This is a genomic window from Streptomyces sp. NBC_00012, from assembly GCF_045040875.1.
Taxonomy (GTDB): domain Bacteria; phylum Actinomycetota; class Actinomycetes; order Streptomycetales; family Streptomycetaceae; genus Streptomyces.
In genome coordinates, this window is the sequence record NZ_CP108309.1 from 3,435,676 (window position 1) to 3,460,030 (window position 24,355).

At 70.8% G+C, this 24,355-nt stretch carries 23 protein-coding genes and 1 pseudogene; 7 read left to right on the forward strand and 17 right to left on the reverse strand.

Annotation, left to right across the window (positions count from 1 at the left end; translation table 11 throughout):
* Nucleotides 1–47 precede the first annotated feature (47 nt).
* Both OHA19_RS15610 and OHA19_RS15615 read left to right on the forward strand, forming a co-directional pair.
* Complete coding sequence (locus tag OHA19_RS15610) at nucleotides 48–596, forward strand: VanZ family protein (protein WP_405716074.1); 549 nt, start codon at nucleotides 48–50, stop codon at nucleotides 594–596.
* A gap of 93 nt (nucleotides 597–689) precedes the next feature.
* Nucleotides 690–896 (forward strand): PspC domain-containing protein, encoded by a 207-nt coding sequence (locus tag OHA19_RS15615; protein ID WP_405716072.1) that lies wholly within the window; start codon nucleotides 690–692, stop codon nucleotides 894–896.
* A 69-nt stretch (nucleotides 897–965) separates the two neighbouring features.
* On the opposite strand, the gene OHA19_RS15620 is transcribed toward OHA19_RS15615, so the two are convergent.
* Both OHA19_RS15620 and OHA19_RS15625 read right to left on the reverse strand, forming a co-directional pair.
* Nucleotides 966–1,283, reverse strand: coding sequence for a hypothetical protein (locus OHA19_RS15620; protein ID WP_405716071.1), 318 nt, complete (start codon nucleotides 1,281–1,283; stop codon nucleotides 966–968).
* 136 nt (nucleotides 1,284–1,419) lie between these two features.
* On the reverse strand, nucleotides 1,420–2,571 hold the full coding sequence (locus tag OHA19_RS15625; RefSeq protein WP_405716069.1) for an adenosine deaminase: 1,152 nt from the start codon (nucleotides 2,569–2,571) through the stop codon (nucleotides 1,420–1,422).
* Between the two features lie 103 nt (nucleotides 2,572–2,674).
* On the opposite strand from OHA19_RS15625, the gene OHA19_RS15630 reads away from it, so the two are divergent.
* The gene (locus OHA19_RS15630) at nucleotides 2,675–3,436 is read left to right on the forward strand and encodes an alpha/beta hydrolase family protein (protein ID WP_405716068.1); all 762 of its coding nucleotides are present in this window, start codon (nucleotides 2,675–2,677) and stop codon (nucleotides 3,434–3,436) included.
* Between the two features lie 267 nt (nucleotides 3,437–3,703).
* Here the strand turns inward: OHA19_RS15630 and OHA19_RS15635 are convergent, their stop codons facing one another.
* Nucleotides 3,704–4,657: a LysR family transcriptional regulator gene (locus OHA19_RS15635; RefSeq protein ID WP_405716066.1), complete on the reverse strand. Its 954-nt coding sequence runs from the start codon at nucleotides 4,655–4,657 to the stop codon at nucleotides 3,704–3,706.
* A 62-nt stretch (nucleotides 4,658–4,719) separates the two neighbouring features.
* Between OHA19_RS15635 and OHA19_RS15640 the strand changes: the two genes are divergently transcribed.
* From OHA19_RS15640 to OHA19_RS15655, 4 genes are all read left to right on the forward strand, one after another.
* A complete protein-coding gene (locus tag OHA19_RS15640; RefSeq protein WP_405716064.1) occupies nucleotides 4,720–6,063 on the forward strand; it encodes an MFS transporter in 1,344 nt (447 codons plus the stop codon).
* An 85-nt stretch (nucleotides 6,064–6,148) separates the two neighbouring features.
* On the forward strand, nucleotides 6,149–6,865 hold the full coding sequence (locus OHA19_RS15645) for a L,D-transpeptidase family protein (protein WP_405716062.1): 717 nt from the start codon (nucleotides 6,149–6,151) through the stop codon (nucleotides 6,863–6,865).
* A 106-nt stretch (nucleotides 6,866–6,971) separates the two neighbouring features.
* On the forward strand, nucleotides 6,972–7,961 hold the full coding sequence (locus tag OHA19_RS15650) for a sigma-70 family RNA polymerase sigma factor (protein ID WP_405716060.1): 990 nt from the start codon (nucleotides 6,972–6,974) through the stop codon (nucleotides 7,959–7,961).
* Complete coding sequence (locus tag OHA19_RS15655) at nucleotides 7,958–8,269, forward strand: hypothetical protein (protein ID WP_405716058.1); 312 nt, start codon at nucleotides 7,958–7,960, stop codon at nucleotides 8,267–8,269. The genes OHA19_RS15650 and OHA19_RS15655 overlap by 4 nt, the downstream gene beginning before the upstream one ends.
* Before the next feature lie 65 nt (nucleotides 8,270–8,334).
* Here OHA19_RS15655 and OHA19_RS15660 read toward each other — a convergent pair whose 3' ends face one another.
* From OHA19_RS15660 to OHA19_RS15725, 14 genes and pseudogenes are all read right to left on the reverse strand, one after another.
* Entirely contained in the window at nucleotides 8,335–8,715 is a 381-nt protein-coding gene (locus OHA19_RS15660; RefSeq protein ID WP_405716057.1) for an STAS domain-containing protein, read from the reverse strand.
* Nucleotides 8,716–9,082: 367 nt separating this feature from the next.
* Nucleotides 9,083–9,496 (reverse strand): annotated as a pseudogene (locus OHA19_RS15665) (Uma2 family endonuclease); the annotation flags it as partial.
* Nucleotides 9,497–9,651: 155 nt separating this feature from the next.
* Entirely contained in the window at nucleotides 9,652–10,929 is a 1,278-nt protein-coding gene (locus tag OHA19_RS15670) for a thymidine phosphorylase (RefSeq protein WP_405716056.1), read from the reverse strand.
* 133 nt (nucleotides 10,930–11,062) lie between these two features.
* Nucleotides 11,063–11,461 (reverse strand): cytidine deaminase, encoded by a 399-nt coding sequence (locus tag OHA19_RS15675; RefSeq protein ID WP_362209811.1) that lies wholly within the window; start codon nucleotides 11,459–11,461, stop codon nucleotides 11,063–11,065.
* On the reverse strand, nucleotides 11,458–12,723 hold the full coding sequence (locus OHA19_RS15680; protein WP_405716053.1) for an ABC transporter permease: 1,266 nt from the start codon (nucleotides 12,721–12,723) through the stop codon (nucleotides 11,458–11,460). The genes OHA19_RS15675 and OHA19_RS15680 overlap by 4 nt, the downstream gene beginning before the upstream one ends.
* Nucleotides 12,720–13,838, reverse strand: a complete 1,119-nt coding sequence (locus tag OHA19_RS15685; protein ID WP_405716051.1) for an ABC transporter permease — start codon at nucleotides 13,836–13,838, stop codon at nucleotides 12,720–12,722. Before OHA19_RS15685 ends, OHA19_RS15680 begins: the two co-directional genes overlap by 4 nt.
* Nucleotides 13,835–15,418 carry an ABC transporter ATP-binding protein gene (locus OHA19_RS15690; protein ID WP_405753259.1) on the reverse strand — a complete coding sequence of 528 codons (1,584 nt, stop codon included), beginning with the start codon at nucleotides 15,416–15,418 and terminating at the stop codon, nucleotides 13,835–13,837. Before OHA19_RS15690 ends, OHA19_RS15685 begins: the two co-directional genes overlap by 4 nt.
* Nucleotides 15,419–15,668: 250 nt before the next feature.
* Nucleotides 15,669–16,718 carry a BMP family protein gene (locus OHA19_RS15695; protein WP_405716050.1) on the reverse strand — a complete coding sequence of 350 codons (1,050 nt, stop codon included), beginning with the start codon at nucleotides 16,716–16,718 and terminating at the stop codon, nucleotides 15,669–15,671.
* Nucleotides 16,719–16,856: 138 nt separating this feature from the next.
* A complete protein-coding gene (locus tag OHA19_RS15700; protein ID WP_405721808.1) occupies nucleotides 16,857–18,083 on the reverse strand; it encodes an amidohydrolase in 1,227 nt (408 codons plus the stop codon).
* A 714-nt stretch (nucleotides 18,084–18,797) separates the two neighbouring features.
* A complete protein-coding gene (locus OHA19_RS15705; RefSeq protein WP_405750569.1) occupies nucleotides 18,798–19,373 on the reverse strand; it encodes a hypothetical protein in 576 nt (191 codons plus the stop codon).
* A gap of 303 nt (nucleotides 19,374–19,676) precedes the next feature.
* Entirely contained in the window at nucleotides 19,677–20,732 is a 1,056-nt protein-coding gene (locus OHA19_RS15710) for a hypothetical protein (RefSeq protein ID WP_405716046.1), read from the reverse strand.
* An 11-nt stretch (nucleotides 20,733–20,743) separates the two neighbouring features.
* On the reverse strand, nucleotides 20,744–21,679 hold the full coding sequence (locus tag OHA19_RS15715) for an N-acetylneuraminate synthase family protein (RefSeq protein WP_405716044.1): 936 nt from the start codon (nucleotides 21,677–21,679) through the stop codon (nucleotides 20,744–20,746).
* Nucleotides 21,680–21,729: 50 nt separating this feature from the next.
* Nucleotides 21,730–22,965: a cytidylyltransferase domain-containing protein gene (locus OHA19_RS15720; RefSeq protein WP_405716042.1), complete on the reverse strand. Its 1,236-nt coding sequence runs from the start codon at nucleotides 22,963–22,965 to the stop codon at nucleotides 21,730–21,732.
* A 20-nt stretch (nucleotides 22,966–22,985) separates the two neighbouring features.
* Nucleotides 22,986–24,335, reverse strand: a complete 1,350-nt coding sequence (locus tag OHA19_RS15725; protein WP_405750571.1) for a DUF6716 putative glycosyltransferase — start codon at nucleotides 24,333–24,335, stop codon at nucleotides 22,986–22,988.
* Between the last annotated feature and the right edge of the window lie 20 nt (nucleotides 24,336–24,355).

Genomic DNA, 24,355 nt, shown 5'->3' on the forward strand with positions numbered 1-24,355 from the left:
TCCGGAGCGGCGGAACCGATCCTGCCGTTCGTGGCGTCTTGGGGGGCGTGCGTCAAGGTTCGGACGGTACAGCCGTCATCCGCTTCCGCGCGGCCGGGGTGACTCTCCTCCTCGCGCATCTGCTGTTCGTCGGGTGGCTGACCCTGCGCCCGCTCGATGTGCCATGGATGGGCGCCTCGAATCTCCGACCCTTCGCCGGTATCAGGGCCGACCTGTCCCTCGACCCGGTCGAGGCCACCCGCCGGATCGGTGAGGAGCTGCTGCTGCTCGCCCCGCTGGGTGTGCTGCTGCCGATGGCCGGGGGCCGGCTCACGGTCTCCCCGTGGGCCTCGCTGGCCCGTACCGTCGCGGCGGGTTCGCTGATCTCGACGACCATCGAGCTGGCCCAGACCGGAGTGCCCGGTCAGGTCGTCGACGTCGACTCGCTGCTGCTGAACACCACCGGCGTGGCCATCGCCCATCTGCTCGTCGTTCCCATGTGCCGGGCGCGGCTGCGCCGCCGGAAGCAGGAGCGGGTCGGGGTGGTACCCCACCCGAGGGACGAGGCGGGCCAGGGTTCGACCCCGACGATTCCCAGGGTCGGGATCGCCCCGTAGAGCGACGCTTTGCCCCCCTTCGCCGGGCCACCATGGATACATCGGGAGCACGACGGAGCTGCTCCCCAGCAACGGTTCGCGAAGGAGCCCACCATGGCCGCACCTGCCCGCCCCCGTGACGGACGCATGATCGGCGGAGTGTGCGCAGCGCTGGCACGGCGCTTCGGCACCTCCGCGGGGACCATGCGCGTGATCTTCCTGGTCTCCTGCCTGCTGCCGGGGCCGCAGTTTCTGCTGTACCTGGCGCTGTGGCTGCTGTTCCCGTCCGAGAAGACGTCGTCGGCCGCCGCCGCCTGGTGACCTCGTACGCATACGCCTGTGGGGCGGACACCCGGTCCGGGTGTCCGCCCCACGGACGTGTGTGCGGGATCAGCCGCCGAGCGGGAGACCGTTGGCCGACAGGCCGCCGGTCTGCAGGCCGCCCGCGGGCATGCCGCCGAGCAGGCCCTTGGCCGGGGTGGTGACCTCGCCGACGAGCTTCTGCTGGTCGGTGCCGAGCAGCTTGGTGGCCGTCTCCTGCACCGGCAGGCTCTGGGTCGCCGTTCCCAGTGCCGCGCTCGCGACCGGCAGAGCAGTGGTCGCGGCGTCGGTCGGCAGCATGGCGGCGGAGGCGGTGCCCGCGGCGGCGGCGGCGAAAGCGGTGCCGAGAGCGGCGACGCCGAGAGTCCTGGCAGCAGACTGCTTCATGTGAAATTCATCCTTGGGGAGAGGGACGTGGGGGGCTCCGAAAAGTAGCCAGCCCACCGCCTTTCCCGCAAACATGCCGACACGCCGGGAAAGGCCGGGAATCCGACGTCCCGGCCTTTCTCCGCATGGGCGTCGGTCAGCCCACCGAAGTGGAAGAAACGCTGGTCGCGGCGGTCTGCTCGAAGAGCCACTCGGACTTCAGCTCGGCGTATCCGGGCTTGATCACATCGTTGATCATCGCCAGACGCTCATCAAAAGGAATGAACGCCGACTTCATCGCATTGACGGTGAACCACTGCATGTCGTCGAGCGTGTATCCGAAGGTCTCGGTCAGCTTCTCGAATTCGCGGCTCATGCTCGTACCGCTCATCAGCCGGTTGTCCGTGTTCACGGTGGCCCGGAAATGCAGTTTCCGCAGCAGCCCGATGGGGTGCTCCGCGTACGAGGAGGCGGCGCCGGTCTGGAGGTTGGAGGTCGGGCACAGCTCCAGCGGGATGCGCTTGTCCCGTACGTAGGAGGCGAGGCGGCCGAGCTTCACGCCGTCGTCGGTGACCTCGATGTCGTCGATGATGCGGACCCCGTGGCCGAGCCGGTCCGCACCGCACCACTGGAGCGCCTGCCAGATCGACGGCAGGCCGAAGGCCTCGCCCGCGTGGATGGTGAAATGGTTGTTCTCGCGCTTGAGGTACTCGAAGGCGTCGAGGTGCCGGGTGGGCGGGAAGCCCGCCTCCGCGCCCGCGATGTCGAAGCCGGCGACGCCCTGGTCGCGGTAGCGGTTGGCGAGTTCGGCGATCTCCAGGGAGCGCGCCGCGTGCCGCATCGCGGTGAGGAGTGCGCCCACCCGGATCCGGTTGCCGTCCCGGCGGGCGCGCCGCTCGCCCTCACGGAACCCCTCGTTGACCGCCTCGACGACCTCTTCGAGGGTCAGCCCGCCCTCCAGGTGCTGCTCGGGGGCGTACCGCACCTCGGCGTAGACGACACCGTCCGCGGCCAGGTCCTCGGCGCATTCGGCGGCCACCCGGACCAGCGCCTCGCGGGTCTGCATGACGGCGCAGGTGTGGGCGAACGTCTCCAGATAGCGCTCCAGCGAACCGGAGTCGGCCGCCTCGCGGAACCAGATGCCGAGCTTGTCGGGCTCGGTCTCGGGAAGTCCTTCGTATCCACTCGCGAGGGCGAGGTCGACGATCGTCCCCGGACGCAGGCCGCCGTCGAGATGGTCGTGCAGAAGCACCTTGGGTGCACGCCGGATCTGATCCTGGCCGGGCACATGAAGGGTCGGGCTCATCATTTGCGCACTCTAGCGCCTACGCGCGTAGATTGTCGCTTGTCGATGCGTAACAGTGACCGCGAATACGGGTGGAGTACACCTGTCCTTCTGACACTGTTCTGTCATGGCACAGCGCGCACTCCCCCTGCCCGACGCAAGGCTGGGACGGGCCGTCAGGACGGCCGGAGCTCCAACCGCGGTCAGCGGCGTTGTTCTGCTGCTCCCGGACGGCGAGGCCGACTCGCACCGCCGCCCATCCCCTCTCTCCTACGCACTCCAGCTGCCGCTGGCCCGCGCCCTGGCCCGCGCCGGGCAGGACGACGGACTCGCCGCACATGTCGTGCGCTATCGCTGCCGGGGCTGGAACGCCACCGACGCGCAGCTGGCGGCGGACGCCGAGTGGGCGGTGGACGAGGTCGTACGACGCTACGGCGATGTCCCCGTCTGCCTGGCCGGCCACGGCATGGGCGGCCGGGCCGCGCTCCGGGCGGGCGGCCACGCGGCGGTCGACTCCGTGCTGGCGATGGCCCCTTGGCTCCCCGAGGGCGGGGCCGACGGGGCGGAGCCGGTGAAGCACCTGCTCGGCCGCCAGGTCCTGCTCGTCCACGGCACCAACGACGCCCGTACCGACCCCGAGCTGTCCTTCCGTCTGGCCGAGCGGGCCAAGAAGGCCAACCGCGACACCTGCCGCTTCGAAGTCCACTCGGACGGCCACGGGCTGCGCCAGCACCGGGCCGAAGTGACCGCTCTGGCCGCGGACTTCGTGTGCGGTTCTCTGTTCGGCCGGGCGTACGCGCGACCGGTCGCCGACGCGCTGGCGGCGCCGCCACCGTTGGGGCTGCGGATGCCGCTGGCGGCGGGGTTCGGGAAGTCGCTGCGGGGGTGACCGGGCATCGGCATCGCAGTCGAGTTCGCCGCCCGCGAGGTCGTGGGCGGCCTGCGGCCCTTTCGCCGCGCCGATGCCGAGGGCCTGTCCCGCTTCGTCCGCCGGCTCGGTGCCGTCCGGCCGGCTGCTACGAGCAGCAGCAGTTGCGTCTCTTCCCGAAGCCCATGGCCCACCTGTCCACCCGTCCGCCTGTCCGTAACACGCAGGCAGCGGCGCTCCGCCACAGGGCTCGACGAATCGGACGTTTCGCTGTCACGTCCTTCCGGGTCAGTCCGGCAGCAGATGCCCCCGCCTCGACAGCAGGAAGCGTTTGAAGGCGGCCACCGGTGGGGTGTCGGGGTGGCCGTCCAGCCAGGCGACGCCGATCTCGCGGGCCGCCCTGGGGGCCGTGACGGTCAGTTCGACGACGCCGGGGCGGGCCACCGCGGGCGGCGGCAGCAGGGCCACGCCGAGCCCGGCCGCGACCAGGCCGCGCAGTGTCTCCGCCTCCTCGCCCTCGAAGGCGACCCGGGGCGCGAAGCCCGCCTCGGCGCACAGGTCGTCGGTGATCCGCCGCAGGCCGTAACCCGGTTCGAGGGTGACGAACTTTTCGTCGGCGGCCTCCGCGAGGCGGATGCGGCGGCGCGTGGCGAGGCGGTGGTCCTCGGGGACGACCAGGCGGAGTCGCTGTTCGTCCAGGCGGCGGGCGACGAGATCGGGGGCGTCCGGGACGGGTGAGGTGAGGCAGAGGTCGAGGCCGCCGGCCCGCAGGCGTTCGATCATCGCCTCGCCGTAGTTCTGCACGAGCTGGAAGCGGACCCGGGGGTGATCGGCGCGGAAGGCGCGCAGGAGTGCGGGGACGGTCTCCGAGCCCATGGTGTGGAGGAAGCCGAAGGCGACCTTGCCGGTGGCCGGGTCGGCGTCGGCCCGTACCGAGTCGGCGGCCTTCTCGACCTCGGCCAGGGCCCGCTCGGCGGAGCCCAGGAAGGTGCGGCCCGCCGGGGTGAGCGAGACGGTGCGGCCCTTGCGCGCGAACAGGGCGACTCCCAGATCCTGTTCGAGCCTGACCATCGCCCGCGACAGCGTCGACTGCGGGACTCCGAGCTCCTGCGCGGCGCGCGTGACGTGCTCGTGGCGGGCCACCGCCTCGAAGTGGGCCAGTCGCGGCGCGAGCACGGCGCGAATGTCTTCTTCGTAACTACTGGGTGACAGCCGGGGCTGTGAGCTGCGTTCATGCGCCATGGGATTGATTATCGCCACTTCGTGCATTGGACGCATGAAAGCGGAGAGCCTACTTTCGAAGCATGCCTCCTGCCAGTACCGGGGCGTCCACGCTCACCGTGGCCGCCTCGCCCCAGCCGTCCCCCGTCGCCACCGCCGACTCCCCCGCCACCGCCGGGCCGGAGCGTCTCGAACCGGGCCGCCCCGGCTACCGCCGGATGAGCTTCGCGCTCTTCGCCGCAGGTGTCGCGACGTTCGCACTCCTCTACTCCACGCAGGCCCTGCTGCCCGCCGTCTCCGCCTCCTTCGGCGCCACGGCCGGACAGGCCAGCTGGACGGTCTCCGCGGCGACGGGCGCACTGGCGCTGTGCGTACTGCCGATGAGCGCGCTCTCCGAGCGGTTCGGACGGCGGCAGATGATGACCGCCTCGCTGACGGTCGCCGTGCTGGTCGGGCTGCTCGTCCCCTTCGCCCCCTCGCTGGGCTGGCTGATCGCGCTGCGCGCCGTCCAGGGCGCGGCACTGGCCGGGCTTCCCGCCTCGGCGATGGCGTACCTGGCCGAGGAGGTACGGCCGAAGGCACTGGTCGCCGCGATCGGGCTGTTCGTGGCCGGCAACAGCATCGGCGGCATGAGCGGCCGCATCCTCACCGGTTGGATCGCCCAGCTGTGGGGCTGGCGCGCGGCGCTCGGCGCGGTCGGAGTGCTGGCCGTGGCCTGCGCGGTCGTCTTCCACTTCATGATCCCCCGGGCACGGAATTTCACCCCGGGGACGCTGAACCCGAAGGCGCTCGCGAAGACCGTCGGCGGGCACCTCGCCGATCCGCTGCTGCGCCGGCTGTACGCGATCGGCGCGCTGTTCATGACGGTGTTCGGCGCGGTCTACACGGTGATCGGGTACCGCCTGGTGGAGGCGCCGTTCAACCTCCCCCAGGGCGTCGTCGGCTCGATCTTCCTCGTCTACCTCGTCGGTACGGTCTCCTCCGCCGCGGCCGGCAGGCTGGTCGCCCGGCTCGGCCGCCGGGGCGCGCTGTACCTGGCCGTCTCCACCACGGCCGCCGGTCTGCTGCTCTCGCTCGCCGACCGGCTGGCCGCGGTGCTCCTCGGCCTGGTCCTGATCACGGCGGGCTTCTTCGCCGGGCACGCGGTCGCCTCCTCGTCCGTGAGCCGTACCGCGACGAAGGGCCGCGCCCAGGCGTCGGCGCTCTACCAGTCCGCGTACTACCTGGGCTCCAGCGCGGGCGGCACGCTGGGCGCGGTCGCCTTCCACGCCGGGGGCTGGGCCGGGACCGTCTCGCTGGGACTGCTCGCGGTCCTCGGCGTCGTCTCGATCACCCTGTACGGGACACGGGCCGCCCGCGCGGAGCGGCGCCGGACGGTGCCGGTGGCGTCCGTACAGCACCGGGGCATGGCCTCCGTACAGAACTGAGACATACGGCGCACAACCATCCACTCCCCGACGCGCGTCTAGCAGGCGGAATCACCTCACGGCGCGCGAAGGGGAGTTGGCGTACATGGGAGTGGCGGGGAACACACGGAAAGTCCGGCTGCGGCGCGGGCTCGCGCTGTCGGTCGCGGGCCTGACCGCGGTACCGGCGCTGGTACTGGCCACCGGCGGGTCGGCGCAGGCGGCGTCCTGCACGACGTCCACCGGGCCGTACCAGAAGCAGGTCGAGAAGTATCTGAAGCGGCCGGTCGACGGCAGGCAGTCGGCCGCCGACTGCAAGGCGATCAGGTCGTTCCAGAGCACGTACGGGGTCACCCCCACCATCGGGTACGCGGGTCCGGTCACCTGGCGCACGATGAAGACGCTCACCGCCCAGAAGGCGGCCGGCAAGACCCCGAACAAGGACAAGAAGTGCCCCACGAACAAGGGGCGCATCGCGTGCGTGGACCTGACCCGGCAGCTGAGCTGGATCCAGGACGGCAGCAAGCTGAAGTTCGGTCCGGTGCCGGTGCGGACCGGACGCAACGGCTACGAGACCCGCACCGGGTCGAAGAAGATCTACTGGCGGCACATCGACCATGTCTCGTCGATCTACCACGTGTCGATGCCGTACTCCCAGTTCTTCGACGGGGGTCAGGCGTTCCACGCGGTGGGGGTGAAGATGTGGAACCCGCCGGGATCGCACGGCTGCGTCAACATGCGTTCCGCCGACGCCAAGTCGTACTGGAAACTGCTGAAGAACGGCGACGACGTATACGTGTACGGACGCAAGCCCGGAACGTGACCGGAATCCGGGCGGCTTGGGCACATCCCACCCTCGCTGTCAGTGCCCTGCGGTAGCTTCCAGAGTGCCGAAGTGAGCGGTGCCACAGCGCAACAGGGGTGGAGCGATGAGTGATCTGACAGCGACGACGGACATCGACAGTCGTCTGGAGGGACACCGGGTCGAGCTGACCGGCTACTGCTACCGGATGCTCGGCTCGGCCTTCGAGGCGGAGGACGCGGTGCAGGACACGCTGGTGCGTGCCTGGCGCAACTTCGAGAAGTTCGAGGGGCGTTCCTCGCTGCGGTCCTGGCTGTACCGCATCGCCACCAACGTCTGCCTGGACATGCTGAACGCGGGCAACAAGCGGGCCCGTCCGGTCGATCTGACGGGCCCGACCCCGCTCGCCCAGGCGGCGCTCAACCCCCTGCCGGAGAACACCTGGCTGGAGCCGATGCCGGACGGGCGGATCCTGCCGACGGTGGCCGACCCGGCGGAGGCCGCCGTGGCGCGGGAGTCGGTGCGTCTGGCCTTCGTCGCCGCGCTCCAGCATCTGCCGCCCAAGCAGCGTGCCGTGCTGATCCTGCGCGAGGTGCTGGCCTGGAAGGCCAGCGAGGTCGCCGAGCTGCTCGACACCTCGGTCGCCTCGGTCAACAGCGCTCTCCAGCGGGCGCGTGCCACCCTCACCGAACACGAGGGCAAGCCGGCCGACACCGCGGATCCGCTCGACGAGGAGCAGCGCAAGCTCCTTGAGCGGTACGTCGCGGCCTTCGAGGGCTACGACATGGCGGCGCTGACGGCGCTGCTCCATGAGGACGCCGTGATGACCATGCCGCCGTTCGACCTCTGGCTCCAGGGGCACGACGACATCACCGGCTTCATGCTCTCCATCGGCGCGAGCTGCGCGGGCTCCCGTCTGGTGACGACGTCGGCGAACGGCACCCCGGCGTTCGCGCACTACAAGCCGAATCCGGACGGGCCCGGGTTCGTGCCGTGGGCGGTGCAGGTCATCGACATCTCGGACGGGGCCATCACCGGGATGCACTGCTTCCTGGACACCCCGCGCTGGTTCCCGCTCTTCGGACTGCCGGATCATCTCGACGACGACGCGGCGTGAGGCGCGGCGTACGGAACGGGCTGGTGGCCGGCTGGGTGGTGCTGGCGGCCGGTGGCTGGGGGCTGGCCCAGTGGATGGGCGAGCCGTCCGCCACCGGCGGCCCCGGGCCCGGGTCGTCCCGGACCGCCGGGCCAGGCGGTGAACCGGGACCGCAGCCCGAGTCCGACTGCGACGACCTCATCAGCGCCGCGTCCCGGCGCCCCACCGCCACCGCGGCCCCGCTCCTCAAGGCGTCGGCGGCCCCGGTCGACGGCGGGACCGTCCGGTTCCGGCAGGTGGTCTGCGACGAGGCCAGGCTCGCGGACTGAGCGGGGGCGGGGCCGGGGACCGAGCAAGGGACTGAGCGCGGCGAGGCCGGGGGCTGCTCGTACGCTCAGCCCCCGTCCTCCCCCGCCCCTGTCCCCGTCCCGCACTCCAGGTCCACCACATCGGCCAGCCCGACCAGGTCGAGCAGGCTCTGCAGTTCGGGCGGCACATTACGCAGCCGCAGTCTCCTGCCGCCCGCCCGGCGCACGACGAGCCCCAGTCGCGCTATCGCCTCGACCAGGGCCAGATCCACGTGCACGACCCCGCCCACGTCGCAGTCCACCCCCGCGTCCGGGTCGCGGACGGCGCCGTCGGGGTCGTACAGCAGCGTCTCCAGCTCGGCGCAGAGTCCCGGCACCGCGGCCCTGGTGACGCGGCCGGTGACGACGAGAAGGTTCGGGGTCATGGGTTCCACATCTGGCAGACCGGTCCGGCGACCGAAACTCATCGCTGCCCCGATCCGCACTTTCCCCCGGAGGCCGCGGCCCCGGGCAGTTCACGCGTCCTCGGACGGACCCGGACCGATGGACTTCCGTCAACTCCCGTTATTTGTGACCTGGAGGAAGACCGCAGTGAAGGTGGACAAGCTCTCCGCAAGGAACCCGGCCAAGAGGAAGTCCATCTCTACCGGGCCGACGTCATGGACAAACGGCCCCTCTCACCAACTGGCGTGACAGCCCCAGCTCTACCGCTCCCGAGGAGGGGCACGCTTCTCTCTGTCAGCTCTCAGATTCGCCAGGCCCTGATGCGGTCGGCGACGCCGTAGGACGCGGTACGCCCGGCATTGAGGTCGCGGGCCAGGGTAATCAGCGTGCTCCGTGGAGCGTGGCGGTGGGGCGGCCCGAGTGCCACGGGTCGAGCAGCAGGAACAGCTCGACACCGGCCTTCGCGTAGCCGTGCACCTTGCCGATGCGGTCGTGGTTGGCGTTGGCCTGCGAGGTGAACTCGACGACGAGCCGCGCTTCTTCGGCCGGGATGCGGTTGCCCGGCCCGGTCGCCGCTGCGTCCGGCACGACGACGAGATCGGGGACGTAGAGCCCGGCCCGCCCCGGCACCGAGACGCCGAGGGTCTGGAAGATCTCCCAGTCCTCCGGAAGCACGGAGTAGAGCCTGCGCTGCAGCCGGGCGGCAGTGAGATTGTGGTCCTTGGACGGCGGTGGCGACACGGTGACGATCCCCTCGATGATCTCCACCTTGCAACCCTCGGGCGCGTCCGTCTCCTCCCAGATCCGGACGAGGTCGTCCTACTCCTGGCCGTGGCCGGGGTCGACGGTGAGTGCGCCCATGGCGGTCTCCTCTTATCGGTGCGTCACCGAGTCCAGCATGCCGAACGGGACCGGCGGCGGTCCACCGATCCCGTTCACCCGTACGAGGAAACCGCAGGTCAGGCGATACGTTCCCGCACCACGGGGGTGGCGGTGAACGCCGTGCCGGACGGGGCGATGTCGTACGCGTCGGGCAGCGCCTTCAGGGCGTAGTCGAACTTCTCGGGGGTGTCGGTGTGCAGCGTCAGCAGGGGCTGGCCGGCCGTCACCGTGTCGCCCGGCTTGGCGTGCAGTTCGACGCCCGCGCCCGCCTGGACCGGGTCCTCCTTGCGGGCCCGGCCCGCGCCGAGGCGCCAGGCGGCGACGCCGATGTCGTAGGCGTCCAGGCGGGTCAGCACACCGGTGGACGGGGCCATGACCACGTGCTGCTCGCGGGCGACCGGGAGCGCGGCGTCGGGGTCGCCGCCCTGGGCGGAGATCATCCGGCGCCAGACGTCCATCGCGGAGCCGTCCGCGAGGGCCTTCTCCGGGTCGGCGTCCTTGAGCCCGGCCGCGTCCAGCATTTCGCGGGCCAGGGCGAGGGTGAGGTCGACGACGTCCCTCGGGCCGCCGCCGGCGAGCACCTCGACCGATTCGCGCACCTCCAGGGCGTTGCCCGCGGTCAGGCCGAGCGGGGTGGCCATGTCGGTGAGGAGGGCGACCGTGCGCACTCCGCTGTCGGTGCCCAGGGCGACCATGGTGGAGGCCAGTTCGCGGGCGTCCTCGATGGTCTTCATGAAGGCGCCGGAGCCGACCTTGACGTCCAGGACGAGCGCGCCGGTGCCCTCGGCGATCTTCTTGGACATGATGGAGCTGGCGATCAGCGGGATGGCCTCGACGGTGCCGGTGACATCGCGGAGCGCGTACAGCTTCTTGTCGGCGGGGGCGAGCCCGTCACCGGCGGCGCAGATCACCGCGCCGGTGGTGTCCAGGACGTTCAGCATCTCCTCGTTGGAGAGGTGGGCGCGCCAGCCGGGGATGGACTCCAGCTTGTCGAGGGTGCCGCCGGTGTGGCCGAGGCCCCGGCCGCTGAGCTGCGGCACGGCGGCGCCGCAGGCGGCGACCAGCGGGGCGAGCGGCAGGGTGATCTTGTCGCCGACGCCTCCGGTGGAGTGCTTGTCGGTGGTGGGGCGGGAGAGCGACGCGAAGTCCATGCGCTCGCCGGAGGCGATCATGGCGGCGGTCCAGCGGGCGATCTCCGTGCGGTTCATGCCGTTCAGCAGGATCGCCATGGCCAGCGCGGACATCTGCTCGTCGGCGACCTCACCGCGGGTGTACGCGTCGACGACCCAGTCGATCTGCTCGGGGGTCAGCTCGCCCCGGTCGCGCTTGGTGCGGATGACGGAGATGGCGTCCATGTCCTGGGAGTCCTTCCGGCCGGTACGTACGGGAGTACGTGCGTGCGGTACGCAAGAGTCCCGAATGACTCTACGCGCATAGAGGGTGGGAACGGGCGTGGCCCTCCCGACGTGCGGGAGGGCCACGGGAGTGCTACTTCAGATGGTCCGGACCGAATGCCTGCGGCAGCATCTCGGCGAGCGTGCGCAGCCCGTCGGGCGTCTCCAGGACCAGCTCGGGGCCGCCGAACTCGTACAGCAGCTGTCTGCACCTGCCGCACGGCACCAGGATCTCGCCCGCCCCGTCCACGCAGGTGAAGTGGGTCAGCCGGCCGCCGCCGGTGGCGTGCAGCTGGGAGACCAGTCCGCATTCGGCGCACAGGCCGATGCCGTACGAGGCGTTCTCGACGTTGCAGCCGGAGACCGTACGGCCGTCGTCCACGCGCGCCGCGGCGCCGACCGGGTAGTGCGAGTACGGGACGTACGCACGGGTCATCACGGACCGTGCGGCGCTCCGCAGCGCCGCCCAGTCGACCTCCGCGGCGGCCGTCACTTGCCCTGGCCCTTGCGGTAGACGAGACCGTCCGCCTTCGGCATGCGCAGGCGTTGTGCCGAGAGCGAGAGGACCAGCAGCGTCGTGACGTACGGGGCGGCGTCGACGAACTGGCTCGGTACCTGGTCCGTCAGCGCGTACCAGGTGAAGAGCAGCGCGGAGACCGCTGCCGAGACCACCGCGGCCACGTACTTCTTCCGGTACAGCTGCCAGAGCAGTACGGCCACCAGCAGGATCGCGAGCAGCAGGACCATCGCGTGCACGTTCTCGGCGCCGCCGCGCAGCTTGAGGCTGTCGGTGAAGCCGAACAGGCCCGCACCGAGCGCCATCCCGCCGGGCATCCAGTTGCCGAAGATCATCGCGGCGAGACCGATGTAACCGCGGCCACCGGTCTGGCTCTCCTGGTAGATGCCGGTGGAGACGATCGCCAGGAAGGCGCCGCCGAGCCCGGCCAGACCACCGGAGACGGCGACGGCGATGTACTTGTACTTGTAGACGTTGACGCCGAGCGACTCCGCGGCGACCGGGCTCTCACCGCAGGAACGCAGCCGCAGGCCGAACGAGGTGCGCCACAGCACCCACCAGGTGCCGGGGATCAGCAGCAGCGCGACGACGGTCAGCCAGGACAGGTTGGTGACCAGGCCGCCGACGACCCCGGCGATGTCGGAGACGAGGAACCAGTGTTTCTGCTGGAGGTCGAGAAGCCAGTCCGACAGCCCCGGAATGGTGATCCGGTCGATCGCCTCGATCCGCGGGGACTGCTTCGACGAGCCTCCCTCCACGCCGTCGAAGGCGAAGTTGGAGAGGTAGCGGGTCACTCCCACCGCGAGGATGTTGATGGCCACACCGGAGACGATGTGGTTCACCCCGAAGGTGACGGTGATGACCGCGTGCAGCAGGCCGCCGAGAGCGCCGCCGATGATGCCGAACAGGACACCCACCCACGGGCCCCACTGGAACCCGGCCCAGGCACCGAACCAGGTGCCCAGGATCATCATGCCTTCGAGACCGATGTTGACGACGCCCGCGCGTTCGGCCCAGAGGCCGCCGAGTCCGGCGAGTCCGATCGGGACCGCCAGTTCGAGGGCGCCCGCGACCTGTCCCACGGAGGTCACGTCGTTGGCGCCGCTGATCAGGCGGACGAGCGAGACCAGCGCGAGCCCGCCCGCGATGATCAGCAGGATGACGGGCAGGGTGAGCTTGCGGCGGCCGCCGCCCTTCTTGGGGGCGACGCTCGCGGCGGAAACCTGGGTTGCGCTCACAGTGCGGCCTCCTTCTCGGTCTTGAGGGCGAGGCCGGCGGCGAGTTCCTCGCCGACCTTCTGCTGCTGGCGGCGGGTTCCGTATCGGCGCACGAGTTCGTAGCTGACGACGACCGAGATCACGATCAGGCCCTGCATGATCGTGGCGATCTCCTTCTCGTACCCGAACTGGTCGAGCGAGGCGGACGCCTTGTCCAGGAAGGCGATCAGCAGGGCGCTGAAGGCGATGCCGATCGGGTTGTTCCGGCCGAGCAGGGCGATGGTGATGCCGGTGAAGCCGATTCCGGTCGGGAAGTCGAGGCTGTAGGTGTGCGTGTCACCGAGGAGCGTCGGCATGCCGGCGAGGCCGGCGACGGCTCCGGAGATCAGCATCGAGGTGAGGATCATCTTCTTGGCGTCCACACCGGAGGCCTGGGCGGCGCTCTCGCTCTCGCCCGTGGCCCGCAGGTCGAAGCCGAAGCGGGTGCGGTTCAGGACGAACCAGTAGACGACGCCGCAGGCCGCCGCGACGAAGGTGAATCCGTAGATCTCCCCCGCCTCGGCTCCCATGGACAGGCCGGGGAACCAGGCGGACTCCGGGATGTCGCCGGTGGTCAGGTTGTTGGAGCCGGCGGGCTGCACACCGAAGTTCTTCGGCAGGATCAGCCAGGCGATCAGCGCGGTCGCGATGGAGTTGAGCATGATCGTCGAGACGACCTCGCTCACCCCCCGCGTGGTCTTGAGGAAGCCCGCGATCCCTGCCCAGAAGGCGCCGACCAGCATCGCGACGATCACGATCAGCGCGATCTGCAGCGGCCCCGGGAGGTCGAAGCTCGTGCCGGCCAGCGCGGCCATCATCGCGGCGAGCCGGTACTGGCCGTCGACGCCGATGTTGAAGAGGTTCATCCGGAAGCCGACAGCGACGGCGAGGGCGGCGAGGTAGTACGTACCCGCCTGGTTGATGATCAGTACCTGCACGTCGGCGTAGGCCGCCGAGTCGAACATCAGCCGGTACGGCTCGAACGGGTTCTTGCCCGAGGCGAGCAGCACCACGGTGGTGAGCGCGAAGGCGACGACCAGGGCGAGAACGGGGCCGGCGAAGCCCAGGATCAGCCGGTCCTTGTCGATTTTCTTCATCGGTCCTCGTCCTCCGGTGCTGCCTCGAGATGACCGGTGGCGGCGCCGGTCATGGCCGAGCCCAGTTCCTCCGGGGTGATGGTGCCGGGGTCGGCATCGGCGACCAGCCGACCGCGGTACATGACACGCAGGGTGTCGGAGAGCCCGATCAGCTCGTCCAGATCCGCCGAGATGAGCAGGACGGCGAGGCCCTCGCGGCGCGCCTCGCGGATCTGGTCCCAGATCTGCGCCTGTGCTCCGACGTCCACACCGCGGGTGGGGTGTGCGGCGATCAGGAGCTTGGGGTCGTGGCTCATCTCCCGGCCGACGATCAGCTTCTGCTGGTTGCCGCCGGAGAGGGAGGCCGCGGTGACCTCGATGCCGGGGGTGCGGACGTCGTACTCGCGCACGATCCGCTCGGTGTCGGCGCGGGCCGCCTTGATGTCGAGCAGTCCGCCCCGGCTGTTGGGCCGTTCCGTGACGTGGCCGAGGATACGGTTCTCCCAGAGGGGCGCCTCCAGCAGCATGCCGTGGCGGTGGCGGTCCTCCGGGATGTAGCCGATGCCGCTCTCGCGCCGCTTGCGCGTGGGGATGTGCGAGATGTCCTCGCCGTCGAGGGTGATCACTCCGCCGTCGGGCTGTTTCATGCCGATCAGGGCCTCGATCAGCTCGGTCTGGCCGTTGCCCTCCACACCGGCGATGCCCAGCACCTCACCCTTGTGAATGGTGAGGTTGATGCCGGCCAGCACGTCGCGTACCGCGCCGTCCGGGTCGGTCACGGTGAGCGCGAGGTTCTCGACGCGCAGCATCGCAACGTCCGTCACCGTGGACTCACGGGTCTCGGGAGAGGGCAGCTCGCTGCCGACCATCAGCTCGGCGAGCTGCTTGGTGGTGGTGTCGGCCGGGTCCGCGGTGCCGACCGTCGTACCGCGGCGGATCACCGTGATGTCGTCGGCGACCGACAGGACCTCGCCCAGCTTGTGCGAGATGAAGATGACGGTCAGGCCCTCGGCCTTGAGCTCGCGCAGGTTGTCGAAGAGCGCGTCGACCTCCTGCGGCACGAGCACGGCGGTCGGTTCGTCCAGGATCAGGATGCGCGCGCCCCGGTAGAGGACCTTGAGGATCTCCACGCGCTGACGGTCGGCGACTCCGAGGTCCTCGACGAGGGCGTCGGGCCGGACCCCCAGACCGTACGCGTCCGAGATCTCCATGATCTTCTTGCGTGCGGCGGCGCCGATGCCGTGCAGCTTCTCCCCGCCGAGAACCACGTTCTCCAGGACGGTGAAGTTGTCGGCGAGCATGAAGTGCTGGTGCACCATGCCGATGCCGCGGCCGATGGCGTCGGCCGGACTGCCGAACACCACCTCGGTCCCATCGATCGTGATGGTGCCCTCGTCCGGCTTCTGCATGCCGTAGAGGATCTTCATCAGTGTGGACTTACCGGCACCGTTCTCACCGACGAGGGCGTGAACCGTGCCCTTGCGGATGGTGATGTCGATGTCCCGGTTGGCGACTACACCGGGGAAGCGCTTGGTGATGCCGTGCAGTTCTACGGCAGGGGGGCTGGACGCGTTGATGACGCACTCTCCATGGCCGGGCAGGAGCGGGGGCGGAGGGGCAGGGGGCGGGGTGAAGTTATCGCGCCGGAGGGCCGTCTACACGCGTAGTGCTGCCAAATCGTAAGGCGCTTGTGCACAGCACGGCGGGAGACCGGGGTCGGCCCCGTGCTGGAGAGACACTGTGACGGGCGGAACTTCTCGGACGAACACCCCCTGAGCCCGGAGCAGCGGGAATGCGCGCTCCGGGCCCGGGGAAACCAGCCGTACGGCAGTTGCGGTTGCGCGGTCGCCGTTACGGGGTGGTCTTGACGGTGATCGTGCCGTCGATGATGGCCTTCTTCGCCTTGTCGACAGCGGCGGTGACGTCGGTCATCTTGGTGAAGGCCGGGTTGGAATCGGCCAGGCCGACGCCGTCCTTGTCCAGGCCGTAGCGGATCTCACCGGACAGCGGCTTGCCGTCCTTGACCGACTTGATCAGGTTGAGGACGGAGTCCGCGACGTCCTTGGTGACCGAGGTCAGGATCTGGTCCTTGTACGCCACCAGACCCTTCTGGCTGTACTGGTCGGAGTCCACGCCGATGACCCACTTGCCCGCCTTCGCGGTGGCCTCGATGGCCCCGGAGCCGGCCAGACCGGCGGCGTGGTAGATGACGTCGGCCTTCTTGTCGAGCTGGCCCTGGGCGGCGGCCTTGCCGAGGTCGGGCTTGGAGAAGCCGTCGAAGTTCGGCGGCTGGGTCAGGTACTGCGACAGGACCTTCACCGACGGGTCGGTGTCCTTCACGCCCTGCTCGAAGCCCGCCTGGAACTTCTTGATCAGCGGGGTCTCCACACCGCCGATGAAGCCGACCGTCTTGGTCTTGCTCACCTTGGCGGCGGCGACGCCGGCGAGGTACGAGCCCTGCTCCTCGTTGAAGACCAGGTTGGCGATGTTCTTGCCGGTCACCGAGGCGTCGTCGATGATGCCGAAGGTGATCTTCGGGAACTTCGGCGCGACCTTCTTTATGGCGGGCGCGTACGCGAAGCCGACGCCGATCACCGGGTTGTTGCCGGCGCGGGCCAGCATGGTGAGACGCTGCACCTTGTCGGCGTCCGACTCGCCGTCCGACGGTTCGGCCTCGGTGCCCTTGAAGCCGAGCTCCTTCTCGCCCCTCTCCAGGCCCGCGAAGGCGGCGTCGTTGAACGACTGGTCGCCGCGGCCACCGACGTCGTACGAGAGGGCCGCCTTGGCTTCCTTGGAGTCGGAACCAGTATCCGACGACGACTTGCCGCCACAGGCCGTGACACTGAGCGCGAGCGCCGCGGACGCAAGGCCCACGGTGGTGATCCGGGTGATCCGGCGCAAGGGAAGGCTCCTTCAAACCTGACCGAAGCGCCTCTTCCGGCGCTGGTTTCGCCGCGATCGTAACGCGCGTAGATGTCAGATAAAGCCCCGTACGGAAGCCGTTATCGGATCGTCGTGAACCAGGGGCGACGTGGCCGGTTACAGATGGTTGCGGTCGAGCAACGCGGAGGCAGTGAACAGCTCCACGGCGACCGTGATCGCCTCCTCGTCGGCGTCGAAATCACCGCGATGCAGGTCGAGCCGGGCAGTGTCGCCGGGCGTGCGGACCCCGAGCCGGGCCATGGCGCCGGGGACGTGTTCCAGGTACCAGGAGAAGTCCTCGCCACCCAGGCTCTGTTCGGTGTCCTCGATCGCATGCATTCCGCGGCGCGCGGTCATCGCCGTGGCGAGCAGGTCGATCACGGCGGCGTCGTTCACGACCGGCGGGACGCCCCGGACGTAGTTGATCACCGTCTTGGCGCCGTGCATCCCGGCCACCTCGTCGATCGCGGCGTGCACCAGGTCGGGGGCCTCGCGCCAGGAGGTCAGTTCCAGACAGCGCACGGTGCCCGACAGCTCGGCGTGCTGCGGGATCACATTGCAGGCGTGCCCGGCCTCCAGCCGCCCCCAGGTGACGGCGAGCCCGGCCCGTGCGTCGACCCGGCGGGCCAGCAGTGCGGGCACCTCGGTGGCGACCTTGGCCGCGGCGGTGACCAGGTCGGTGGTCAGGTGCGGGCGGGCGGTGTGGCCGCCGGGACCGTCGAGCGACACCTCCAGCCGGTCACAGGCCGAGGTGATGGCCCCCACCCGCAGCCCGATCCGCCCGACGTCCACCTTCGGGTCGCAGTGCACCCCGATGATCCGCCCGACGCCCTCCAGCGCCCCGGACAGGATCGTGTCGGGTGCCCCGCCGGGCAGCACCTCCTCGGCCGGCTGGAAGATCAGCCGCACCGGGTTCGGGAGCAGCCCCTGCCGGTCCAGACCGGCGAGCACCAGCCCGGCGCCGAGCACCGAGGTGGTGTGGATGTCGTGCCCGCACGCGTGCGCCCGGTCGGGGACCGTGGAGCGGTACGGGACGCCCGCCTTGGTGTCCGGGATGGGCAGGGCGTCGATGTCGGCGCGCAGGGCGAGCATCGGCGGGGTGGAGTCGTCCCGCGTGCCCACGTCGCAGATGAGCCCCGTCCCCGTGTCGAGCACCCGGGGTTCCAGTCCCGCCTTCTCCAGCCGGGCCTTGATGGCCGCGGTGGTACGGAACTCCTGGTTGCCCAGCTCTGGATGCATGTGCAGGTCGCGCCGGAAGGCGATCAGCTCGGCACGCAGGTCCTCGGGCAGAGTGCCGGGCAGCACCTCGTCGCCGGACAGCTGGACATCGGAATCGCGGGACATCAACGGGTTCACCTGGTGAAGGGTAAGGCCCTTCCCCCTTCAACTGACCATGAAACAAGAAAAGTTCAGCCACATAGACGAACAAAAGACGGCGTGAAGGCGAGTGGCGCGGAAGGGGGATGGGTAAACTCCGCCGCCGCTCCGGGGTGCGCCCCGCGCCATCGAGGCGTCCCGGCACATCGCTCCGGCGCATCCGCCGGAACCCGCGGGCATCGGCGGGAACCCGCCACCGGCCGAACGCGGACGGCGCACCGCCCGGAGACCCGGACGACACACCGGCCCTGCACACGGTGACCCCGGCCGGAGCGGCGTTGCTGCGCCCGCCCCACTGAGTCCGCCGAGCCGCCGGCCTCTCCACGGACCACACCCTGAGCTGCCTCTTTGGAGCAGCGTCGAATGTCCTGTCGGGGATGTGCCAGTCTGCGCCATCGTGGTTCCACGACAACGGGCCGCCCGCCCGGGGGGAATGCCGGGGCACGGGGCGCGGTCCGGACGAAGGGGGTAACACATGCGCATGACCAGGAAGTTCGCCGCGGCCGTCAGAACTACAAGGGCAGCAGCGGCGTCATCAAGCGGGGTTCCGAGCTGACCGGGTCCGCCGCCCACTTCATCAAGTCCAGCAAGTGGGTCAACTGCGTCTGATCCACCGCCCCTGCGGCCGGCACATCGAGGCCCCTTCCGCGGCAGGTTCGCGGCGGGGGGCCTCGGGCTCCGTCAGCCGGACAGCCCCCGTCGCACCGGCAGCAGGGCCGCCCCGATGCACAGGGCTCCGACCGGCAGCAGATCCAGGCTCACGGCCATCACCACCGTCCCCGCCAGCACCAGCGCCGGGGCCCATGCCCGGACCAGGTCACGGCGGAGGAAGGCGAGCAGGGTGACGAGGGTCAGCAGCCCGAGCCAGAACAGCATCGGCACCACGGTGTAGACCAACGGCATCACACCGGGCATGCCCTGCACCCGGTCGAACATCTCGCTCATGGCCTCTTTGTCCGCCGCGACGAACCCGGCCCCCAGATCGATCACCGCCTGCACCACCACCGCCGCCGCACCGAGCAGCCCGGTCCAGGCGGCCGCTTCGCCCGCGACCCGTCCGCCTCCGCGCTCCCCGCCGAGTGTCCGCAGCCCGAGGAAGACCGGCACGAAGGCGAGCACCCCGGCCAGGAACAGCAGATGCGCCACCGTCCACCAGACCCCGGGCCCGTAGTCACCGACGGCCCGCCCGACCAGCCGCACCACCCCGTACCCCGCCATCAGGACCGGCCCCGCGAGGAGGGCCGTTCCGAACGTCACTCCGGCCACACCATCCGTACCTGGGGCACCAGGTGTGCCGGGCCCACCGGGCGTACCGCGCTGTCGCTCCGTCGCCGTCCGCATCGTCGTCATGCGTCGATGCTCGCGTCCGGCCGACCCTGCCCGCTATCGGGGACTACCCCCAACCGACCCTGGGCGTGCGCCACTTACGTATCAGGGTGATCCATGACGTCGGGGGAACGCCCGACCTGCACCGAGTGGAGCCCAAGGCTGAAACCCTCGGCCGGCTCCCCCGTCGAGCACCCCGCATGCCCTCCGGACAACAGCGATGGCGCCGGCCGGCTACGCCTCCGTCACCGCCGTGGCCCGCCAGGGGGCCAGGCGCTGGACGTCGCGGGCGGTTTCCGTGACGCCGCTCAGGAAGCCCTGGGCGCGGGGGGAGGCCGTGTCGCGGAGCCATTCGGGGGCGATGTCGCAGACGGCGACCTTCACCTCGGTTCCGGCCAGGGCCAGGGGGAGGGTGTGGACGACCGTGGAGGGGAAGCTGAGGACCTTGCGGCCGATGGGGCCGCGGCGGGCGATGAGTTCCAGGGGGAGGTCGGGGCGGACGATCTCCAGGCCGGTGGCGGCCTCCAGGGCGTGGAGCTTCTCGGTGGACTCCCGGCGGTGGGCGAAGTAGCGGGTCGCACCGTGGGTGCGGGCCAGGGCTCCGACGGCCTCCAGGTACTGGTCACGGTCGACCACGCCCGTCTCGACCAGGGAGGTGCCGACCAGGTCGGCGCCCTTGGTGAGCAGCGGCGGGCCGAAGCGGGAGCGGGTCCAGGCGAAGGTGTTGGGGGTGACGGTCACGCCGGGCGGAGCCTCGACCGGCATGGCCGTGAAGACCTCGACCGTACGGTTGGCGGAGGGGGTGAAGCGGCTGCGGGCGCGGGCCGTGACCGGGGCCAGGACCAGATCGCGGGGGCCCGAGCTGCCCTTGCGGTGCCAGCGCACCAGACGTTCGCCGCGCGCGAGTTGGGCGACGAACTCCATGGTGGCCGTGCCGTCGTCGACCACGGTGAGGCGGCAGGCCCGGACCATGGTGAGCAGGAGTTGTACGTACCGGGAGAACGGGTCGCCGATGACGATGTGCTGCGCCCTGCGGACGAGTCCGGACAGGTCGCGCAGGCTCTTCAGGGGCGCGCCCGCGCCACCGCGCGCCTCCTGCCAGCGGACGTTGATGCCCTCGTCGCGGGCCAGCTCCGCCATCCGGCGCAGCTGACCGCGCGACATCGGGTCGACCGGGGGGAGGACGACGACCGTGATGTCCGTGAGGACCCGGTCGTCGCCTCCCTCTGCGTAGGCCCACTCCAGGACGTTCAGGAGCTGGACCGGGCTCTCGACGAAGGCGAGGTTCACCGGTCGGCCCGTCAGACCGCGACCGGTTCGGCGGCCGGAGCCGCCTCGGTGCCCTCGGCGACGACGCCCGCGACCCGGCGGAGCTTCTTCATCGGGCCGAGCTCGGACTCGTACACCTTCTTGACGCCGTCGCCGAGCGAGGCCTCGATGGTGCGGATGTCGCGGACCAGGCGGGTGAGGCCCTGCGGCTCGACGGAGGCGGCCTGGTCGGAGCCCCACATGGCGCGGTCGAGGGTGATGTGGCGCTCGACGAACGCGGCACCGAGGGCGACGGCGGCCAGCGTCGTCTGGAGGCCGGTCTCGTGGCCGCTGTAGCCGATCGGGACGTTGGGGTACTCCTGCTGGAGGGTGTTGATGACCCGGAGGTTCAGCTCCTCGGCCTTGGCCGGGTAGGTCGAAGTGGCGTGGCAGAGCAGGATGTTGTCCGAGCCGAGGACCTCGACCGCGTGGCGGATCTGGCGCGGGGTCGACATGCCGGTGGAGAGGATGACCGTGCGGCCGGTGGCGCGCAGCGCGCGCAGCAGCTCGTCGTCGGTGAGCGAGGCGGAGGCGACCTTGTGGGCGGGGACGTCGAACTTCTCCAGGAAGGCGACGGCCTCGGTGTCCCACGGGGAGGCGAACCAGTCGATGCCGCGCTTGGCACAGTGCTCGGAGATGGCCTGGTACTCGGCCTCGCCGAACTCGACACGGTGGCGGTAGTCGATGTACGTCATCCGGCCCCAGGGGGTGTCGCGCTCGATGTCCCACTGGTCGCGCGGGGTGCAGATCTCCGGGGTGCGCTTCTGGAACTTGACGGCGTCGCAGCCGGCTTCGGCGGCCACGTCGATCAGGGCGAGGGCGTTCTCGAGGTCGCCGTTGTGGTTGATGCCGATCTCGCCGGTGACGTAGACGGGGTTGCCGGGGCCGGCGGTGCGGGTGCCGAGGGTGCGCAGACGGGAGGTGCTCATGAGATGTGTTTCCTTAGTTCGGATGACTTGGTGGGTTGGGGGACCCGGGGTCACTTGGGGGACTGAGTGGGGTTCGTGGCCGTGAGGGTGGGGCCGAGCAGCCAGGCCGCGATCTCGCGAATGGCGCCGGAGCCGCCGGGGGTGGTCGTGACGGCGCGGGCGGCCGCCCGTACCGAGTCGTGGGCACTGGCGACGGCGACGGGCCAGCCGGCGAGTGCGAAGCACGGCAGGTCGTTGACGTCGTTGCCGACGTAGAGGACACGTTCGGGAGCGATGGACTGTTCGTCGCACCACTGCTTGAGCGCCAGGTCCTTGCGGTCGATGCCGTGCAGGACGGGGATGCGCAGCTTGTGGGCGCGGGCGGCGACGACCGGGTTCTGCTCGCTGGAGAGGATCAGCAGCGGCATTCCGGTCTTGCGCAGGGCGGCGATGCCCAGGCCGTCGCCGCGGTGGACGGCGACGATCTCGCGTCCGTCGGCGTCGATGAGGACCCGGTCGTCGGTCTGCGTGCCGTCGAAGTCGAGGACGACCGCGTCGATGTCGTCGAGGGTGGGCAGCGGCGAGGGGTCGAGCAGCGGTGCGAGGGCGCGGGCGCGGGCCAGGTCGTGCGGGTCGTCGACCTCCAGGACCCGAGCGGCTTCGGTGCGCACCAGGGCGGTGTGGCCGAAGAAGCGGTGGCGGTGGGTGCGGAAGCCGGACGCGTTCATGGCGTAGGCGGTGCCCGTTTCGAGGAGGTCCTCGGGACGGTCCTGGCGCATCTGCCGTACGGACTTGTCGTGGTTGACGCCGTAGTTGTCCTCCTCGATGGCGCCGCCGTCGCGCCAGAGGAAGCCGTGGAAGGGGGCGACGGTGACCGCCGTGTCGGCGCCGTCGTGGGCGACCGCGGCGGCGACGCCGTCGATGTCCTCCCGCAGCACGAAGGGGCTGGTGCACTGGACGAGCAGCACCACGTCGGCGGTCCGCTCGCGCATCGCCTCGTAGGCGTCCAGGGCGTGCAGCACCGCGTCCTCGCTGCTGGACCTGTCCCCGGCGATCGCCGCGGGGCGCTGGACGATGTGCAGTCGCTCGGGGGCGTCCAGCGTGTCGCCGGCTGCGCGGGCCGCGTCCGCGATGGCCGCGTCGTCGGTCGTCACGACGACATCGGTGACCTCGCGGGAGGCCAGGCAGGCGCGTACGGCGCGGGCGATCAGCGGCACGCCGCCGACCTGGGCGAGGTTCTTGGCCGGTACGCCCTTGGATCCGCCGCGGGCGGGGATCACGGCGAGCACGGTGGGGGTCGGGGTCATCTCTGCTCCTGAAGTGGTGTTCACAGCTCGCCCATCCGTCGGATCACCGGGGCGACCCGCTGGACGCCGTGCCGGTACGCTCCGCGCGCCGCCTCCCGGACCGCTTCGCGGACCGCGCCGCGCACTCCCCCGGTCTCGCGGGGCCGCTCGGCGCCCGGCAGCGGGTGGCCGTCGGGGGCGAGGTGGTGGCGGGCGAGGATGCCGGGGAGGTAACCGGGGGCGGTGGCGGGCGTGTAGTACGGGGCGAGGTCGGGCAGCCGGGCCGCGGCGAGCAGCGCGTCGACGCGGGCGCGGGCGTGGTCGTACGCGGTGGCGTACGTGCCGTCGGCGGCGACGCCCTGGCCGGCCAGCCACTGCGGGTCGGGTTCCGGGCGATAGCCGCCGTCCAGGTGGTCCCAGGAGGTGAGCAGGCCGGAGCCGATGAAGTGGTGGTTGCCCAGCGCCTCGCGGACGCCGAGGTCGGTGAGGACCGCGGTCGGGACGCGCCGGTGCAGGGACTCCAGCGCGGCGGTCGAGGAGACCGTGACCAGCAGGTCGGTGCGGTCCAGGACCTCGCCCATGTGCCCGTACACCAGGCGGAAGTTGGGCGGCGTGCCGCCGGGCAGCTTCTCGGCGAGCCGCTGGTACGGGAGTTCCTCGATGTGCGTGGTGTGCTCGCCGGGCTTGGAGCGCAGCTTCAGCAGCACCTCGCGTTCCGGGTGCAGCCTGGCGTGCTCGACGAGCCTGCGCAGCAGGTACCTCCGGTCGTCGCGGGAGGCCGGTACGGAGGGCTGGGCGGCGAAGACGACGGTGTCGCGGCCCTCCTTGGGGCGGTGCGGCTCGCCGCCGAGGAACGGCAGGGCGGCCTCGGTGACCGCCGAGGCGTCGGCGCCCACTCCCTCGTACACCGCGCGGAAACGCTCCGCGTCATGACGGGAGTTGGCGAGGACGATGTCCGCGCCGTGCCGCAGCAGCAGCCCGTCGGCCAGCTTCTCGTAGACGACGCCGACGTAGCCGGTGACGACGACGGGTCTGGCGGGCAGCCGCAGTGCGGCCAGTCCGTGCAGCATCGCCTGGACGGCTCCGCCGACGAGTGCGAGGACGAGGACGTCGTACCCCTCGTCCCGCACGGTGTGCAGGAATTCGACGGCCGTCACCTCGCGGACCCGGCCGGTCTCGATACCGACGTCGCCGACCTCGGCGAGCTGGCGCGGGGTCGGAGTGGCCCGGCCGCGCAGCAGCAGTCCGCTGATCTCGACGTGCTGCGCCGGCGTCCCGGACGCGCCGGCGGTGAGGCGGCGCGCGGTGAGCGCGCCCCATTTCCACCGGGTGTCGGAGTCGGCGAGTACGGCTACCCGGAGGGCGGTCGTCTTTTCGGTACGTGGGGGCACGTCCCAGAACTTAGGAAGGC

Excerpts from the sequence above, each read along its gene's own strand:
- OHA19_RS15720 (WP_405716042.1), bottom strand. The coding sequence starts at position 22,965 with ATGACCCCGACCCCCACCGTGCTCGCCGTGATCCCCGCCCGCGGCGGA.
- OHA19_RS15635 (WP_405716066.1), bottom strand. The coding sequence starts at position 4,657 with ATGGCGCATGAACGCAGCTCACAGCCCCGGCTGTCACCCAGTAGTTAC.
- OHA19_RS15650 (WP_405716060.1), top strand. The coding sequence starts at position 6,972 with ATGAGTGATCTGACAGCGACGACGGACATCGACAGTCGTCTGGAGGGA.
- OHA19_RS15715 (WP_405716044.1), bottom strand. The coding sequence starts at position 21,679 with ATGAGCACCTCCCGTCTGCGCACCCTCGGCACCCGCACCGCCGGCCCC.
- OHA19_RS15685 (WP_405716051.1), bottom strand. The coding sequence starts at position 13,838 with ATGAAGAAAATCGACAAGGACCGGCTGATCCTGGGCTTCGCCGGCCCC.
- OHA19_RS15640 (WP_405716064.1), top strand. The coding sequence starts at position 4,720 with ATGCCTCCTGCCAGTACCGGGGCGTCCACGCTCACCGTGGCCGCCTCG.
- OHA19_RS15700 (WP_405721808.1), bottom strand. The coding sequence starts at position 18,083 with ATGTCCCGCGATTCCGATGTCCAGCTGTCCGGCGACGAGGTGCTGCCC.
- OHA19_RS15630 (WP_405716068.1), top strand. The coding sequence starts at position 2,675 with ATGGCACAGCGCGCACTCCCCCTGCCCGACGCAAGGCTGGGACGGGCC.
- OHA19_RS15660 (WP_405716057.1), bottom strand. The coding sequence starts at position 8,715 with ATGAGTTTCGGTCGCCGGACCGGTCTGCCAGATGTGGAACCCATGACC.
- OHA19_RS15625 (WP_405716069.1), bottom strand. The coding sequence starts at position 2,571 with ATGATGAGCCCGACCCTTCATGTGCCCGGCCAGGATCAGATCCGGCGT.
- OHA19_RS15670 (WP_405716056.1), bottom strand. The coding sequence starts at position 10,929 with ATGGACGCCATCTCCGTCATCCGCACCAAGCGCGACCGGGGCGAGCTG.
- OHA19_RS15615 (WP_405716072.1), top strand. The coding sequence starts at position 690 with ATGGCCGCACCTGCCCGCCCCCGTGACGGACGCATGATCGGCGGAGTG.
- OHA19_RS15645 (WP_405716062.1), top strand. The coding sequence starts at position 6,149 with ATGGGAGTGGCGGGGAACACACGGAAAGTCCGGCTGCGGCGCGGGCTC.
- OHA19_RS15620 (WP_405716071.1), bottom strand. The coding sequence starts at position 1,283 with ATGAAGCAGTCTGCTGCCAGGACTCTCGGCGTCGCCGCTCTCGGCACC.